This is a genomic window from Hellea balneolensis DSM 19091, from assembly GCF_000428525.1.
GTDB lineage: Bacteria > Pseudomonadota > Alphaproteobacteria > Caulobacterales > Maricaulaceae > Hellea > Hellea balneolensis.
The window spans coordinates 22769-38157 of sequence record NZ_AUAC01000003.1 but is presented as its reverse complement, the minus strand read 5'-3'; the positions used below and the strand labels follow the sequence as shown (position 1 = coordinate 38157).

At 48.4% G+C, this 15389-nt stretch carries 14 protein-coding genes; 9 read left to right on the top strand and 5 right to left on the bottom strand.

Translation table 11 applies throughout. The features are described from left to right. Positions 1-51 precede the first annotated feature (51 nt). From F569_RS0106115 to F569_RS0106105, 4 genes are all read right to left on the bottom strand, one after another. Positions 52-897 carry a copper resistance D family protein gene (locus F569_RS0106115; protein ID WP_026941476.1) on the bottom strand — a complete coding sequence of 282 codons (846 nt, stop codon included), beginning with the start codon at positions 895-897 and terminating at the stop codon, positions 52-54. A 7-nt stretch (positions 898-904) separates the two neighbouring features. Further along, positions 905-973, bottom strand: a complete 69-nt coding sequence (locus tag F569_RS20055) for a hypothetical protein (RefSeq protein WP_407637008.1) — start codon at positions 971-973, stop codon at positions 905-907. A gap of 17 nt (positions 974-990) precedes the next feature. Beyond that, positions 991-1224, bottom strand: a complete 234-nt coding sequence (locus tag F569_RS0106110) for a hypothetical protein (RefSeq protein ID WP_154813659.1) — start codon at positions 1222-1224, stop codon at positions 991-993. Between the two features lie 65 nt (positions 1225-1289). Then, positions 1290-1562 carry a metal-sensitive transcriptional regulator gene (locus F569_RS0106105; protein WP_026941474.1) on the bottom strand — a complete coding sequence of 91 codons (273 nt, stop codon included), beginning with the start codon at positions 1560-1562 and terminating at the stop codon, positions 1290-1292. Between the two features lie 126 nt (positions 1563-1688). Between F569_RS0106105 and F569_RS0106100 the strand changes: the two genes are divergently transcribed. The 9 genes from F569_RS0106100 (at position 1689) to F569_RS0106060 (ending at position 11405) form a co-directional block, all read left to right on the top strand. Continuing rightward, entirely contained in the window at positions 1689-2063 is a 375-nt protein-coding gene (locus tag F569_RS0106100; protein WP_154813658.1) for a hypothetical protein, read from the top strand. A 69-nt stretch (positions 2064-2132) separates the two neighbouring features. Then, the gene (locus F569_RS0106095; RefSeq protein WP_084168861.1) at positions 2133-3476 is read left to right on the top strand and encodes a TolC family protein; all 1344 of its coding nucleotides are present in this window, start codon (positions 2133-2135) and stop codon (positions 3474-3476) included. Then, positions 3473-5218 carry an efflux RND transporter periplasmic adaptor subunit gene (locus tag F569_RS16815; protein ID WP_034387920.1) on the top strand — a complete coding sequence of 582 codons (1746 nt, stop codon included), beginning with the start codon at positions 3473-3475 and terminating at the stop codon, positions 5216-5218. The genes F569_RS0106095 and F569_RS16815 overlap by 4 nt, the downstream gene beginning before the upstream one ends. Further along, complete coding sequence (locus tag F569_RS0106085; RefSeq protein ID WP_051279465.1) at positions 5215-8427, top strand: efflux RND transporter permease subunit; 3213 nt, start codon at positions 5215-5217, stop codon at positions 8425-8427. The genes F569_RS16815 and F569_RS0106085 overlap by 4 nt, the downstream gene beginning before the upstream one ends. Beyond that, positions 8424-8837 carry a copper-binding protein gene (locus F569_RS0106080; protein ID WP_051279463.1) on the top strand — a complete coding sequence of 138 codons (414 nt, stop codon included), beginning with the start codon at positions 8424-8426 and terminating at the stop codon, positions 8835-8837. Before F569_RS0106085 ends, F569_RS0106080 begins: the two co-directional genes overlap by 4 nt. 52 nt (positions 8838-8889) lie before the next feature. Further along, positions 8890-9621 (top strand): PepSY domain-containing protein, encoded by a 732-nt coding sequence (locus F569_RS0106075; RefSeq protein ID WP_026941469.1) that lies wholly within the window; start codon positions 8890-8892, stop codon positions 9619-9621. A gap of 2 nt (positions 9622-9623) precedes the next feature. Beyond that, the gene (locus tag F569_RS16810; protein WP_034387917.1) at positions 9624-10661 is read left to right on the top strand and encodes an acyltransferase family protein; all 1038 of its coding nucleotides are present in this window, start codon (positions 9624-9626) and stop codon (positions 10659-10661) included. A gap of 103 nt (positions 10662-10764) precedes the next feature. Further along, positions 10765-11088: a type II toxin-antitoxin system RelE/ParE family toxin gene (locus F569_RS0106065; RefSeq protein WP_026941468.1), complete on the top strand. Its 324-nt coding sequence runs from the start codon at positions 10765-10767 to the stop codon at positions 11086-11088. Positions 11089-11090: 2 nt separating this feature from the next. After that, positions 11091-11405, top strand: coding sequence for a helix-turn-helix domain-containing transcriptional regulator (locus F569_RS0106060; RefSeq protein ID WP_026941467.1), 315 nt, complete (start codon positions 11091-11093; stop codon positions 11403-11405). Positions 11406-11801: 396 nt separating this feature from the next. Here the strand turns inward: F569_RS0106060 and F569_RS0106055 are convergent, their stop codons facing one another. Continuing rightward, the gene (locus tag F569_RS0106055) at positions 11802-15311 is read right to left on the bottom strand and encodes an NACHT domain-containing protein (protein ID WP_026941466.1); all 3510 of its coding nucleotides are present in this window, start codon (positions 15309-15311) and stop codon (positions 11802-11804) included. Positions 15312-15389: the final 78 nt, after the last annotated feature.

Genomic DNA, 15389 nt, shown 5'->3' with positions numbered 1-15389 from the left:
TAGTTCGGTTCCAAAATGAGAAAAGACTGAGTTGGGTCGACACTGGCGTTTTCAGTGATGATGCCCTCCAGGACCCGTAAGTGTTGTTGCAAGAAGAATGCACGCAATCACAATTGCAAAGAACCCTAGCTCTATGGATAAAGTTCTTCGGAGCATATCACGCCCGGTCTCAGGAGAAGTCTTTAAAATATGGGCGAGACGGTATTTATTGTAAGTCCCGACACCTAACAGAAAAAGTGCAGCGGCTAACTTAACTAACAACATTCCCCCGTAAAGAGTGAAATAGGCGTCCCATTGATTACCGTTCAAGCGCCATAGCAAATAAAGTCCACTTAGAAACAAAACCGGCACGGCCCACACCGCAAAAATACTGAACCTTTCAGTCTTACCTATGACCACATCATCAGGAAGTGATTTATGCGGCCAAAGACTCACAGGAGCCCATATCCAAAACCCGGCTATGAGTATGTGCGGAACAACCCACAAAGGCAGGAGCGGCATATTTTCAGCACCTTGCGTGTGGCCTGATGCTGCAAATCCAGCACTGATGGTCAGGATTGCTATAAAAGCGGCCGCTTTTTTTAAGCGTAGTGATGGCACTAAACGTGCCAATAATGCCAGAAAGGTCCCGCTTACAAACACAATAAATTGGGTGCCATTTGACTGCCAAACCCACCTAAATGTATTCTGATTGAAAATCTCAGTGATTGACCCGGCAAGTTGCGCATTTGCCACGAATAGTTTGGAAACAGTGCCGATCATCGATAGGCCAGATGCTAGCCATATCCATTTCAGCCTTGACTGTATTGAAAGACAGAAATGGGATAATATGCCGATTGTGGCTAACGCCCCTAAATAGAGAAGTAGTTTCGAGGCTATGGCCAGAGTGATAAGCATGTAGGTTTTATCGCACCGTGAAACGCATATCACCTTTTAGGACATGTCCGTCTACTGCAACAGCTCGCCAACTCATCGAATATTGCCCGTTTTTCAACTTGGCATGGGAATCGAAAATTTCGTTTCCATAGATTTAGGGAGTGTAAAATCTAAAACAATTTCTTTGCCATCGGTATCTTTGAGGGTGAGTGACGCCAACCCAACCTTTCGAGCAAATACCAAATCAAAAAAATCCGGGATCGTTTGATAAATGCCGCCATCCTCTAAGGTAGAGGATTTGACTGTTGTATGAGCATTCGCAAGCGGGGCCACCACGGTCATTGCCAAGCAAGCGCCTAAAGTTAACTTGATAAGCCGATTTCTTGAGTGAAGTATTCCCATGAAACTAACCTTTAGCGTTTTAATTTGTCAAAAAGATCGACGAGTTCGGCAACTTTTTCGCGTTGCTCATCCTCATTGCCTGACTTTATGGCCGCATTCACACAGCCCGAAGCGTGATCTTTGAGGATTTCACTCTCTGCGCGGGCCATAGCGGATTTGACGGCCTGCATCTGCGTGAGAACATCGATACAATAGCGTTCATCTTCGAGCATTTTAATAATGCCGCGAACTTGACCCTCAATTCTTTTGAGGCGGTTGATGGTTTTAGGCGAATGCGTGGACATATGATGACTTCTAATTCTACTATGCAGTTATGCCCCGTAGGGGTATTTACTTTCTTAATCTTTTTACGCTATGATGCAAGCATGAGAGTCATTTCGACAGTCTTATGCCTATTTGCGGCCATCATTATGATGGCAACGCCGGTTATGGCGTGCTGCGTCACCGGCCACGTCGAAAATGCACCTCATTCCGTCCAAATGACTGAAGCGGCAGCGCCGCCCTGTCACACTGTCGACACTAAACTATCAAGTGACGCTGACAAGCAAACGCCTGAAAAATACTGCACATCTTGCGATGATTGCGCTGTATCCTCGACGTTTACAGTTGATACCGACCCCATCACCAAGACACATTCTGATACGAGCCTCGTTGCATTGGTAAATGCACCGCACGCATTACCGCGTCCTGAAATGCGTCTTTTGCGCATTACGGGTCCGCCGATAGAACCGGCCTCGCGCTTTACGGATAGCCCGCTCGCGCGCTTCGACACGCTCCTCATTTAATCTCCAAACAGCCTAACTGCTTAGAGCCTGCCTCTGAGCCTATTTGCCTGTTTAATTGGAGATTTTCGGATGTATATCCGCCACACATCATTACGTACTGTCCGGCCTCGCGCCGCTATCCTATCTGCCCTATTCGGCGGCATTAGCGTCCTATGTTTGCCATTAGCGGTAAGCGCACAGGACACGGACTATGCTGTTGATCTCATTGGATCAGCACCAAAGTCGCCTTTTCAAAGTCAAGAAGCGCCAACGCGGATGTCTTCATTTTCTGAATTAGAGGATGCGCTGCGCCTACACCCCTCTTTGGACGCGCTTAACCTAAGCGCCGAGGCGAACCGTCAGCGGGCTGAAGGCGCGCTTGGACTGCCCGACCCCGTTGTTTCTTTGCAGCTGAATAACGTACCGCTTTTCGACCCGTCTTTTTCAGAATATCTGCCGTCTAATAAGGCGGTAGGTATTCGTCAGGCGCTCCCAAGCCGTTCTGAACGTAAAGCCAATTCGCTTAAATCGCTACGCCAAGCCGATTCCCAGGATTTTGAAAGAGACGAACAGTTTGCGCGTCTGCGCGGACAATTATTAGTCTATCTGATTGAAAAACATAGTCTGGACGTTCAGCGCGACTATGCGCGCGAGCGGCAATATAAATATGATGAACTTGCAGACATCATCGACATAGAAATCAATGCAGGACGCCCTCTGGTGTTTCGTCTGGCGCAAGTCGATGTCGAGCGTACGGAAGTGTCCAGAACCTTAGCTGAGCTTGACGGCCGCGAGGCACAGATCAATGCAGAGCTTATCAATCTACTCGGCTTCATTCCTGATACAGATGTTCCCGCGCTCACGAGAGCGCCTTGGACCGGGAACGCAATAGCCTTTTACGGGGTCCGAGTCGCAGACGCCGCCGTTCAAGTTTCAGACGCCGATGTCCAGCGCGCAGAGGCGGATTTTAAACCGGATTGGGGCGTTAATCTAACCTATCAACAACGTGAGTCCGGCCAAGGCCCGCGCTCTAATTTTGACGGCGAAGATTGGATTTCAGGCGGCGTGACCTTCTCAATTCCTCTTTGGGCCGGTAAGCGCCAAGAACCTAATTTACGCGCGGCGAAGACCGATAGAAACGCAGCCCTTGCGCGCCGCACAGCGATAGCCCGGCAATTGCAGTCCGAGTGGTCGCGATATGATGCGCGGCGAGAAACCGCGAGTGCAAATATTCGAATTATTGAGCAGAAAATCAGCGCCATTGAAGAGCAAACTGCCGCGCAGCTGATTAGCTATGAAGCCGGAACCGGTGATTATTCCTCCATTATCGACGGCGAAATTGCCATCCTTATGCTTCGATCTGAAATCGTCAAAGAACAAAGCCTGCGCGACCAGATGATTGCAAAAATGAACAGCCTCTTGGTGACATCATGACCTATTTTAAAACCGCCTTACTCTTCAGTGCCGCCGTGATTTTAGCCGCTTGTGAACCTGCTTCCAAAAACGGTTCGGCTTTAGATACCGGACATGACCATGCCGCTATGCAGTCGGGACAATCTGCTCAAACGTCATCCATGAGCGCGCAATCTGAGAGCACCTCTTATACATGCCCAATGCACCCGCATTATATTTCAGAGGACCCAAATGGAAGCTGTCCGATTTGCGGGATGGACCTTGTACCCGCAAAAGGCGCCCCCACTCAGGATAAAGCTGTGGCTGTATCTCCTGAGATGATCCAGACCATGGGTATCAGAACCGCCTTGGTTGGCACATCGGACTTTACCCAAAACCAGCGAGCCTACGGCACAGTAGAGCCGAATACGCGACTTGAATCGATGGCGGCGTCTCGGCTTGAAGGCTGGATCAATGGCCTCACGGTTCGCGCGGAAGGGGATATTGTCCGACGTGGTCAGCGCCTTTACAGCATTTACACGCCCGATTTAATCGCGGCGCAGAAGGATTATTTGGCTTCGGTGCAAATCGGGAATGAACGCCGCATTGCTTCTGTGCGCCAAAGACTGAAATCTAAAGGCATGCAAGAAAGCCTGATTGAGCGGCTGACAGAAACGCGAGAAGTGATTGAGCGCATGCCTGTTTATGCAGAAACCGCGGGCGTCGTGACCGAACTTATGGTGCGCGATGGGGACTACCTCAAACCGGGCGATCCCGTGGTGAAACTGCAAGCCTATGATAAGGTCTGGGTCATTGCGTCCGTGCCGGAATCCGACCTGCCATCTATGACGATAGGTAAAACTGCGACTTTGACATTTGAGAGCGCGCCTGACGCAGCCACAATTGGCGAAGTCGATTACATTTATCCGACAATTGATACGAAAACCCGCACAGCACAGGTTAGGATTAGTGTAGATAATAGCTCGGGTAGCCTTCGCCCTGGAGCCTATGCGGACATCCTATTTGAAGCGGAGCCATCCGAGACACCCAGCACCAAATTATCTGTACCAAGCCAAGCCGTCTTGCGCGATTCTCGCGGCGCTCATGTTATACTCGCTTTAGGCGATGGACGCTTTGAAGCCCGCGACATTAAGATTGGCTCCAGTGTCAGCGGGCGCACCCAGGTCTTGTCCGGCCTCAGCGCAGGCGACCGTATTGTTGCCAGCGGACAATTCATGCTCGATTCCGAGTCAAACCTTCGGGAAGGTTTTTCTAAACTTAACGCGCCCATGGCGGAGTTTGACGGATCAACGCCGCTCTCTGAGCTTCCTATTGATGCAGCCACGTTAAGCCAGATTGATCATATGGTCGATACGGCGCTTTATTTTCATGAAGCTCTGATTGATGGTTATGCCATTGATCCTTATTTCCTCGACCCAGCGCTCACTCTGATTGACGGATTACGGATACGTTTTGAGGGATCTAAGCTTGCCCCAATTCTGGACTCCGCTGAGACCGCTATTCTGGGAGCGAAAGAGAACAAGACAGGCGACCCACTGGCACAGCAACTCGCACATTTGATGAGCGCACTTGATCCTTGGCTAACTCTTGGTGCTCCGTCTCACTACAAATCGAAGGGGTTGATATTTTACGCTGACCAAGAGACCGGACGTCTCTGGCTCCAGGATCGCGGTTTACCCGCAAATCCATATTCAAATGCAGATGCCAAGGTCATTGCATGGCCCGACCCTATGATGGGTAGCGCGGAAAACACAACTCCATGAGCGCCGTAAACGTCAATGAGGTAGCCGAGCCTGACAGTCTCGCAGGCAAAGACCCGTCCAAGTCAGCTATTGCGAAACTGATTGGCTGGTCAATTGCCAATCAACTCATCATAGCCGTTTTGGCCATAGCGTTGGCCATTGGCGGATGGATGTCACTCAAAAGCATGCCGCTCGATGCCATACCTGACCTTACCGACACCCAGGTTATTATCCGCACGGAGTTTCCCGGTCAGTCGCCGCAAATTGTCGAAGACTTGGTGACTTATCCGCTTTCGACAAATCTATTAGGTCTCCCTAAGACAAAAGATGTTCGCGGCTCCTCCATGTTCGGCACAAGCTTTGTCTATGTTATCTTTGAGGACAGCGTTGATCCCTACTGGGCGCGCTCGCGCGTCGTTGAAGCCCTTTCCCGTTTAGGCTCCGAGCTGCCTGACAATGCTGTGCCACAAATTGGCCCTGACGCCACAGGGGTCGGCTGGGTCTATCAATATGCCTTAGTAGATAAGACGGGCCAGACAGACCTTGCAGAATTGCGAAGCCTGCAAGACTGGTTCTTAAAATTAGAATTGTCAGGCGTGGAAGGCGTTTCTGAAGTCGCCTCTGTCGGCGGGTTTGAACGAGAGTATCAAGTCCTGATCGATCCCAACCAACTCGAGTCTTATGATATTTCTATCGATCAACTGGCCCGCGCTATACGCGCCGCCAGTAGCGAAGTGGGGGGTCGCGTTATTGAACAAGGCGAAACAGAATATGTCATCCGCTCCTCTGGCTATGTCAAAACAGCGCTCGATTTGCAGCAAGTGGTTGTCCTGGCGGAAGACGGTACACCCGTTCTCTTATCCGATGTCGCCCGTATCATCGAAGGTCCGGCGCTACGGCGCGGTATTGTTGAACTTAACGGCGAAGGCGAGACGGTCGCGGGCATTGTCGTTATGCGCGACGGAGAGAACGCCCTAGACGTCATTAACCGCGTCAAAGATAAACTCACTGAACTCCAAAGAGGACTGCCCGAGGGCGTTGAGATCGTCACCGTTTATGACCGCGCTCCGCTTATTGAAGGGGCTGTATCCTATTTGAAAAAGAAGCTGATTGAAGAAGGCCTTGTGGTGGCGCTCGTCATCTTTCTTTTCTTACTGCATTTCAGGGCGGCTTTTGTGGCTGTCATCACGCTGCCCCTCGGCGTGCTCGGCGCTTTTATCATCATGTCAGGCCAAGGCGTGACGGCGAATATCATGTCTTTGGGCGGCATTGCGATTGCCATTGGGGCAATGGTTGATGCGTCCATTGTGATGGTTGAAAACGGCGTCAGAAAACTCTCCGAAGTGGACGGCAAACCAGATGAACCAACACGTCGGCGTGTGCTGATTGAGGCCGCTCAAGAAGTCGGACCGGGATTGTTTTTCTCGCTTCTGATCATTGTTGTCTCATTCTTGCCTGTCTTTGCCCTGACGGGTGAAAGCTACCGTCTCTTTTCTCCGCTCGCGTTCACCAAAACCTACGCAATGGCCTTTGGCGCGCTTTTATCGGTCACGCTCATCCCGGTGCTGATGATCTGGCTTCTGCGGGGCAAGATGCGGCCCGAAACGGCCAATCCGCTCAATCGGTTTTTTGTGTGGATTTATAAGCCTGTCATATGGGCTGCCCTAAAATTCAAATGGCTGACCGTAGTGATTGCGCTTCTAGTGACGGCCAGCGTTATCGTGCCGGCTCAAAAGCTTGGGACAGAGTTCATGCCCGCTCTCTATGAAGGTGAGCTGCTTTATATGCCCACAACATTGCCGGGCGTGTCGACAACTAAAATGCGTGAAATCCTCGGCCAAACCAACCGCGTGATTAAAACCGTGCCAGAAGTTGAAAGCGTATTTGGCAAAGCAGGCCGCGCGGATACGGCAACTGACCCTGCGCCGCTGACCATGATCGAAAGCTGGATAAAGCTAAAACCCAAGTCAGAATGGCGCGTAGGTATGACGGCTGAAGGCATTGTCGATGATCTCAATAGCCGCCTTCAAATGCCCGGCCTCGTTAATTCATGGGGCTATCCGATCAAAATCCGAATGGATATGGTCTCTACAGGCATTCGCACGCCCATTGGCATCAAGGTCACAGGTGATGATCTGACCCAAATCGAGTCCATTGCTCGCGACATCGAAGCGGTTGTCAGCGATATTCCGGGAACGCGATCGGCCTTTGCCGACCGTGTCTTAGGAGGGAAATACCTTGAGATTACGCCCAACCGACTGGAGTTAGCGCGGCGCAATATAGATATGGGCACCTTCCAAGGGGTGATTCAAACGGCGCTCGGGGGCATGCGCCTCTCGGAGTCCATTCAAGGCCGAGAGCGCTATAATATCATGCTGCGCTATGAACGCGCCTTCCGCGAAACCGATACGGACATTGGCAATATTCTCATCCCAACGCCGACGGGCGCACATATTCCGCTGCGCGAAGTCGCGAGCGTTGCTTATACCGAAGGCCCGCCCATGATCCGTTCAGAAAATGCACGGCTGACGGGCTGGGTCTTTGTGGACATCACTGATCGTGACTTGGGCGGCTATGTGGCTGAGGCCAAGGCTGTTGTCGCCGATGCCATCTCGTTGCCGCCCGGATATGCCGTCGGATGGTCAGGTCAATATGAGCAGCTTGAGCGCGCGAATGAGCGCCTGAAAATTGCAATCCCGTCAGCGATTGGTCTCATCTTCCTACTTCTCATGCTGCATTTTGGACGCCTCGACCGGACGCTGATTATCATGCTGTCTCTGCCCTTTGGCCTCGTTGGCGGACTTTGGGCTGTCTATCTGGCGGGCTATAATTTGTCAGTCGCGGTCGCCGTTGGTTTCATTGCGCTCGGCGGCATCGCGGTGGAAACAGCTGTGGTCATGCTTCTCTATATCGATCAGCAGGTTCGCACGGATAATCCTAAAACCAAAGCAGACCTCTTTACAGCTGTAAGTCACGGCGCAGCCTTACGGGTTCGCCCCAAACTCATGACCGTTTTAACCGTCATGGCTGGGCTCGCGCCCATTTTTCTGACCGAAGGCTTAGGCTCTGACGTGATGCGCCGTATCGCTCTACCGATGCTTGGCGGGATGGTTTCGACCACCATTCTCACACTCATCGTTATTCCGGCCATCTATTTTATTTGGGTAGGCAGAAAGCTCCCAAAACACCAAAATTCAACCCATGCAAACCTTGAAGGAGACCCCGCATGAAACACGCAATGAAAATGACACTAACAGCATTGGCCACTCTTGGCCTCACGGCCTGCGGAGCTGAGACCTCCGGCGAAATGGACCACAGTACAATGGATCATTCGAAAATGGATGAGAGCAAAATGGCCGGAGATACGGGCCACACAACGGGCGTCATCTTCTCCATTAGCCCCGACGGCAAAGAGGCCACCATTGATCATCAAGAAATTGAGGGTGTGGGCATGGACGCAATGACCATGGGCTTTGGCATCACCTCTGCGGTTGACCTTTCCGGCTATGCCAAAGGCGACAATGTGAGTTTCATGGTCAAAAAAGGGCGCGACGGTAGCTATCGCATAACGGCGATTTGCAACACCGACACAGACGGTAAAGACTGCTTAGACACGAAAATGGATCATAGCGGTCACTGATAAATACGCCTGCAACACCTGTTGCAGGCGGTCTCGCTCTGGGGAGGGCCAAATGAATAAAGCGATTTTAAACCGCAATTTACGAAAGCTGCATTTATGGTTTGGGATAGCCATTGGTCTTCAATTGGGCCTCTGGCTCATATCGGGTCTATTCATGACAATTTTCCCGATAGACCATGTGCGCGGCACACATCTACGGGCTGAGACAACTCCCGCTAATCTATCAAGGGACACTGATGTTCTTGCGCCAATCGAAATCATATCCAAGCATGATCTCCTACCCAAAAGCATCACGCTGCAATTTATAGATAAAGAACCAGTCTATGTAGCAGTCACGGATGAAACGTCACATATATTCGATGCCAAAACAGGCCAAATACGCCCGCCCTTAGACGAAATTCTTGCCACTAAAATCGCTGTTGAAAACTATGCAGGACGGAGCACACAAACGACCGCCTCATTCTTCTCCTCTGATGCCCCAAGAGAATATGGACGCCGAGGCCCTGTGTGGCGAATCGACTTTGATAAACCTGATGCGGCTAGCTTTTATGTCGATGCAAAGACGGCTGAGGTCAAAGCGGTTAGAACTGGGCTTTGGCGCACTTTTGACTTCATGTGGGGCCTACACATTATGGATTGGAGCAACCGCGAGAACTTTAACTCATGGTGGATCAAAACCGTTGCGGCGCTTTCCGTCTTCTTCTTTTTCACCGGACTCAGTCTTGTATTGCTCCGTGTTCGAAGCGCCTTGAAGCGCCGGCGCTCTTCTAAGAAAGGCGCTTAGTCATGGTCTCCACACTTCCTTCAGGTCCGGTTGATCCGCTCTTCGGCGCAAATCATTTTACGCCTATTCGGTGGGTGCTAGCGGGACTCGTCGCTCTGGGGCATTTTTGGCTCACAACGACGGGATATGAGCCTTTTCGTATCCATCAATGGACAGGCGGTTACATGGCCGTGAACGGGTTCTTCGTACTCTCCGGCCTACTCATCATGAAAAGCTTGGCAACACGCAACGATCTCAAGTCTTATGCCGTCTCACGTTTGCTGAGAATCTACCCGGCGCTAATCGCCATTATGATTGCCTTTGTATTCATCTTTTCGACAGTCTTTTCAAAACCCGGGGGACTGACGAATTTTACGTCACTTGATACATGGTCTTATGCGCTTCGTGTTCTTTTCATGGGTGATCCCCAATGGGCACCCGGAGGTATTTTTGCAGGCAATTTGGAAGAGGACTTTAACGGCCCACTCTGGACGATAAGATATGAGATGGCGGCGTATTTTTTAGCGGCTTTCGCTTTCTTTATCGGTCTCGCAAAACGCCTATGGACGACCGTTCTAATGTTCCTCGTCGTCCAAATTACCTATATTTGCGCCCCGCTTGTTGTCGATGTTTCGGTTCTACCTGCCTCTATATGGCCTCTGTTCAGATTGTCGTCCTGCTTCCTATTGGGTATGGTCTTATGGCATTGGCCAGCAGGGAGAAGACCGCCTTGGTGGGGTATTGCTATTATCGCTGTTTTGTTCGCGATTTTTGGAGCGGGCTTTTCCGGCGAACTATTAGCTACTCTATTGCTCACTGGACTTATGCTGAGGCTAGGGCTGTCGCGCAGACAATTTAAGCCGCTGCACAAGCTGCCCGACTATTCCTATGGCATCTATATCTGGCACTACCCGATCATTCAGGCGATTCTTTTCCTTATTCCCGGCTTAGGTCCATTTGAAATCATGGCGCTTTCGACGCCGCTTTTCATTCTTTTTGCAGGCATCTCTTGGCACATGATTGAGAAACCCGCTCTGAAGTTAAAATCAAGAGTTTCGTAGATTTATGTGTCTTAAGGTGAAGAGTGCCGACAAATGGACCTGCACCATTGTCCTTGATGGGTTGTATTGACAAATAAGAAGGTAACATATATGTTACCATATGATTGAGATACAGGAATATCTTGATGAAGATGGCTCAAGCGCTTTTGCGGAGTGGTTTGGTGCGCTTGACACTCAAGCCGCTCTTAAAGTGACTACCTATATCGCCAGACTAGAAACTGGCAATACATCAGCTTTGAAAAGTCTTGGTAAAGGGTTGTGGGAATGTCGTATTCATTGGGGGCCAGGCCTACGAGTCTATCTCGGTCGTGACGGGAACACATTGGTTATATTGTTTGGCGGCGGCACGAAACGTCGGCAGAGCAAGGATATTGAAAAAGCGATGGCTGATTGGGCAAGCTATAAGAAGCGAAAGAAGGAAAGATAGCTATGACTGTAACACGAAGTTTTCGCGACACCGTACTGGCGCGAGCAAATATTGATCCTAATTACCGCTACGGCTTGCTGACCGAGAGCATGGACGCGATGCTGTCCGGTGATTTGGAAACCGGTAAGTCACTTTTACGGGACTACATTAATGCAACGATTGGGTTTGAGGGTTTGTCGGATGCTCTTGGCAAATCACCAAAAAGCCTCATGCGCATGCTGAGTACAAATGGAAATCCTACAGCCAAAAATCTGTTTAGTATGATCAGTCTTTTGCAAGAGAAAGAAGGCGTGTCCCTTCAAACGAAAGCCAGTTAAGTTGACCGAATCATGTATTGGCCAAAAGCGAAAAGTATTTAGCTCCAAGAAGGATAATTCCTCATGTGCCCTTTTATGTGCCCTTTTATGCGGCTTTTCATGTGCCCTTTTTAACAACTTGAAAGCTATTAAATAATTGATTTTATTGATTATTTAATTTTTTATTGGCTCCTGCTTGCGGAGCCATACCCTCTCACTCAACCTCTTGAAACCACTATATTTTCCTTACTGAACTAAAGGTTCGAGTCCGCTTTTAGCACTCAAAAGATGTTCTAAAAAATCATCTTGAGAAAACGGTAACTTTATCCTCTAACCGGACATTAGCCAAAATTGCATAAACGATGTTATAATTACATACTTGACCACAAGTAACCGCTCCTAGATTGGTGCCGATTGTTACTTAATTCCAAGTTTTCCGTCCGAGTCCAAAATTAGGACACCTATGCGGCCTGCTAGCTTTTCAATGGCAGTGAAAGCCGCGCCACGGGCTTCATCAGTACCCCCATTATAAGACCAGAGCAGTATATCTAATGCTTCTCTTGTTCCGATTGCCGCCAATAAATCAAAGCATGGGAAAATTCCGTTATGCGAACTCTTTTGAATAATTGACTCGATAGTTTCGATCGTTGGATATTGCCCAAACCTCTGTAGAAATCTGACTGCTGAGCCAATTAGGTGAGCAGTTTCCCAATTTTTTAAATCCACATCATTAGCACTTAACAACGCAATCAAACGCTCATTTATTCTTAAAGCAGCGGCTTCATATCCGATATGTGCCAACGAAAGGTCGTAGGAAGTTTTATCTCTTGTATTGAACTCCGGACAATCGGACCACTCTTCAAGAAGAGATTCGAATAGTGGCGCTCCCAAATGGAGGGGGCTATATTCTAAAAGACCACCCTGAAAACTATCCATCTCGAAAATAGTTGTCATTCCTGTTCTCAAAGAACTCGCAATAGACAATTTATCTGCACGACTCCATTCTCGATTAGACAGTTCGTCAGCAGCCATTTTAGCGAGCTCATAAGATTGGTGATGCCCGAAAAGACTCAATGCTGCCGTTACGATTTCTGCGGGGTTGATGTCGATATTCGAGAGAAGCTCCTCCATCGCTGATCTACTTCCGTATCGCGCTGCAAACACCAGTGAACGAAGTCTAACATTTTCGGGGATCTTAGCATTGCTCGCAAGAGACAAATGAAACTCTGGTCCGTCTCGTTTGGGAATGGCATCTAGAAATTTATATAAGTCCTCTTCAATAGTTTTTGGCTTGGAGAAGAACTCCAATACGATTTCGGACAATGCAGTATGTTCTGCCAATAACGCAAAAGCAGCATTCCTTGGATAAAACCCATCTCTAGCCAGTGCAATGCGGATCAATGACTTTAAATCATCATCAATCGGCTTTTTAATTTTTAAGAAACATACCAGCCTTAACCCAAGGAATAGGTTTTCATTTTGCGCCACGTTAGTTATTTTACATTGCGATATATTATCGGTGTTCAAGTGTGAAAGAAGGCACGAAAGCATGTCTTCTAGTTCATCGCTTTCCAGGTCGCTCTCGTCAGGGTTTTGAGCCAGATTAATATACAAGTCAAAAGCGCGTTCAGCCACTTTATCGACAGCTATTTGTAACTCAGCCAAATTATAAAGGTGTTTTTCTCCTGAATTCAGCAGGGCGCCCAACACCTCAATTGTAAGCTTTTCATCGTCAATATTCGTTACAATCTGACCAAGGCCGTAGTGTAAAAAACGACGCTCAAAGAGCGCCTCACGTAAACGAGGCGTGAGGGGGTTATAAAACGCTTCAGACAGCAATTGACCAACACGTTCCTTGAGTTCCCAACCTGCTTTACTCCAGAACTCGACAAGACCATCTGTTATTTCTGTTCGTATCTCAGGGGTACAAGGCATCCCATTGGCAACACATCGCGATAGCAGTCTTAAATGTGTTGAAAATGCATCAACGTCTCCATCTAATATTTCGCGCGATATGCTCTCGGGTGCAGGATGTTTTTCAAGTGCGAATTGGATGGCCTGAGCCCAAGGTTTTTTGATTACTTCGCCCAAACGGTTCGGTATGCTTTCAGCCGCTTCTTCAGCTAGGTAACAGCCTGCTAAATACTCCTGGATGATCGGAAATGGAAAATAAAGTTTAGTAGGCCCTGAACGTTTTAACATGCCACATGTAGTAAGTGTATTTGCTACAACATCGACGCTATTATCTAGACCTAGCGCATCCATACTCATCAACAATAGTTTTTCATCTACACCGATCTGTTCTCTCAGAAGGGCATCAAAAGCGACTTTCTCGGAAATTTTACGGATTGCAATCGCATCTAACCCTCTCACATCGGACGGTTTATGAAATTCGGGTTTTAGCAAAATTGAAAGGTAGTCTTCCAATAACTCAGAACGATTAGATGGAGGTCTTTTTAAGTCTTTGGATGTAACACAAAGTAAAGCTAAAAAAAGAGGTATTCGGACAAGTCTAGACAAATCCGGCCGGTTGCTCAGTAGCCTCGAAAATGCCTCAACTATATTTTTTTTGTCTTCAGATCTATAGAACTCGATCATTTTTTGGACAGCAATATTATCCAATGGTTTGATCTCAATGAGTTCGCCTGCGATCGCGATGTTTATCGCCGTAGCATCTCTTACAGTCAGCAACCAGGGGACAAGTGGATACCGTGCAGAGTATACCTTCAATCTCTCTAGAACTAGCTGACGATGTGCTGGAGCTACTTCATCAAGGCCATCCAGAATAAGAACCACACGGCCCTTCTCCGCAGCGTGCTGCCAATCGATATTGATGCTGAATTCTGGATTTATAACTTTGCTCAGAAACTCATCTATGGTGTAGTCATTTTTACAAAAAGTCGGAATTTTTATTGTTACAGGGAGCTTACCATTTTTCGCGAGTCTTCCTGCAATAGCACTACTAACAACAGATTTACCAAGTCCAGCCCCTCCAACTAAAACGACACGATTAAAATTTCGGCTTGGGAAGCGTCGCATATCCACAGACTTGATATAGACTTCTTCTGAATAGCTAGTAGCCTCGTCGTCGAAATCAGCCTCTCGATTATTATCAAAAGGACAACATATGGGCCAAGGAAAACTATCATCGATCTTCTTCGAAAAGCTAGTTCCCGGAATAACAACACTAGCTTGTTCGACGACAATAGATCGGTAAGCATCTGCTCCCCAATCTAAAGGATACAAAATGTCGATGTTGTGTTCGTTCTTGAGAAACTCTCTGAGAGGCTCTGGTAAAAAAAGAGCCCGCTGGGCTGAGCGTGAAGCGCAATGATCTCGAAGTAGTTGAAAAATTGAAAAACTTAGAGGAGCACTTCTCGGCATCCATTGAGGTGCATAATCACGCTCAATAAACTCTTTCGGAATTATTTCTATCATTATTTTTGAAAGTAAGGACATCGCACTGCTATGGTCTACAGATAGCACGTTAGCGATATTTTCAACGAGTTTAATCTGAGGTTTAGTTAGCCTGCGGCTATATTCATCATAAGAAACAGAGCTCTCTGCCCTTTCCGTACATTCTCGTAAATTTGAAGATAGGTTGGTGTTCTCGCCAACAGTTAAGCTAAGGATAAGTGTTTGGCTAGCGCTATTCGCATCTAAAGCCCTTTTGAAATCCAACCAAATCTTACGCCAAGCAGTTCCTGATGACTTCAGTTTAGTTTTTGCTTGAATCATCTTGATAGAACCATCGGCCATCCAAATTTGGATGTCGTCAACGTCGGCAGGCACCTCTGTTCTAACCTTTATCACCCTGTCACGAATTGGCCGCAAAGCAGTATCGAGCATTCGACCCAAATAAAGTGCAGCTATAGAGTTCTGATATGTGATCCCCGCATGGGTCGTGGGGCCGCCAGCCTCTGTCATTTGAACTCTCTATCATTCATCTATTTGATGTGAATCTTATACTAACTTAACTCAATCTGTAATATGTAAATTGGGCGT

Bases quoted from the DNA above. Each gene is read 5' to 3' on its own strand.
- F569_RS0106100 (WP_154813658.1), top strand. From the start codon at position 1,689: ATGATGGCAACGCCGGTTATGGCGTGCTGCGTCACCGGCCACGTCGAA.
- F569_RS0106060 (WP_026941467.1), top strand. From the start codon at position 11,091: ATGACTGTAACACGAAGTTTTCGCGACACCGTACTGGCGCGAGCAAAT.
- F569_RS0106075 (WP_026941469.1), top strand. From the start codon at position 8,890: ATGAATAAAGCGATTTTAAACCGCAATTTACGAAAGCTGCATTTATGG.
- F569_RS16815 (WP_034387920.1), top strand. From the start codon at position 3,473: ATGACCTATTTTAAAACCGCCTTACTCTTCAGTGCCGCCGTGATTTTA.
- F569_RS0106085 (WP_051279465.1), top strand. From the start codon at position 5,215: ATGAGCGCCGTAAACGTCAATGAGGTAGCCGAGCCTGACAGTCTCGCA.
- F569_RS0106080 (WP_051279463.1), top strand. From the start codon at position 8,424: ATGAAACACGCAATGAAAATGACACTAACAGCATTGGCCACTCTTGGC.
- F569_RS0106095 (WP_084168861.1), top strand. From the start codon at position 2,133: ATGTATATCCGCCACACATCATTACGTACTGTCCGGCCTCGCGCCGCT.
- F569_RS0106105 (WP_026941474.1), bottom strand. From the start codon at position 1,562: ATGTCCACGCATTCGCCTAAAACCATCAACCGCCTCAAAAGAATTGAG.
- F569_RS0106115 (WP_026941476.1), bottom strand. From the start codon at position 897: ATGCTTATCACTCTGGCCATAGCCTCGAAACTACTTCTCTATTTAGGG.
- F569_RS0106055 (WP_026941466.1), bottom strand. From the start codon at position 15,311: ATGACAGAGGCTGGCGGCCCCACGACCCATGCGGGGATCACATATCAG.
- F569_RS16810 (WP_034387917.1), top strand. From the start codon at position 9,624: ATGGTCTCCACACTTCCTTCAGGTCCGGTTGATCCGCTCTTCGGCGCA.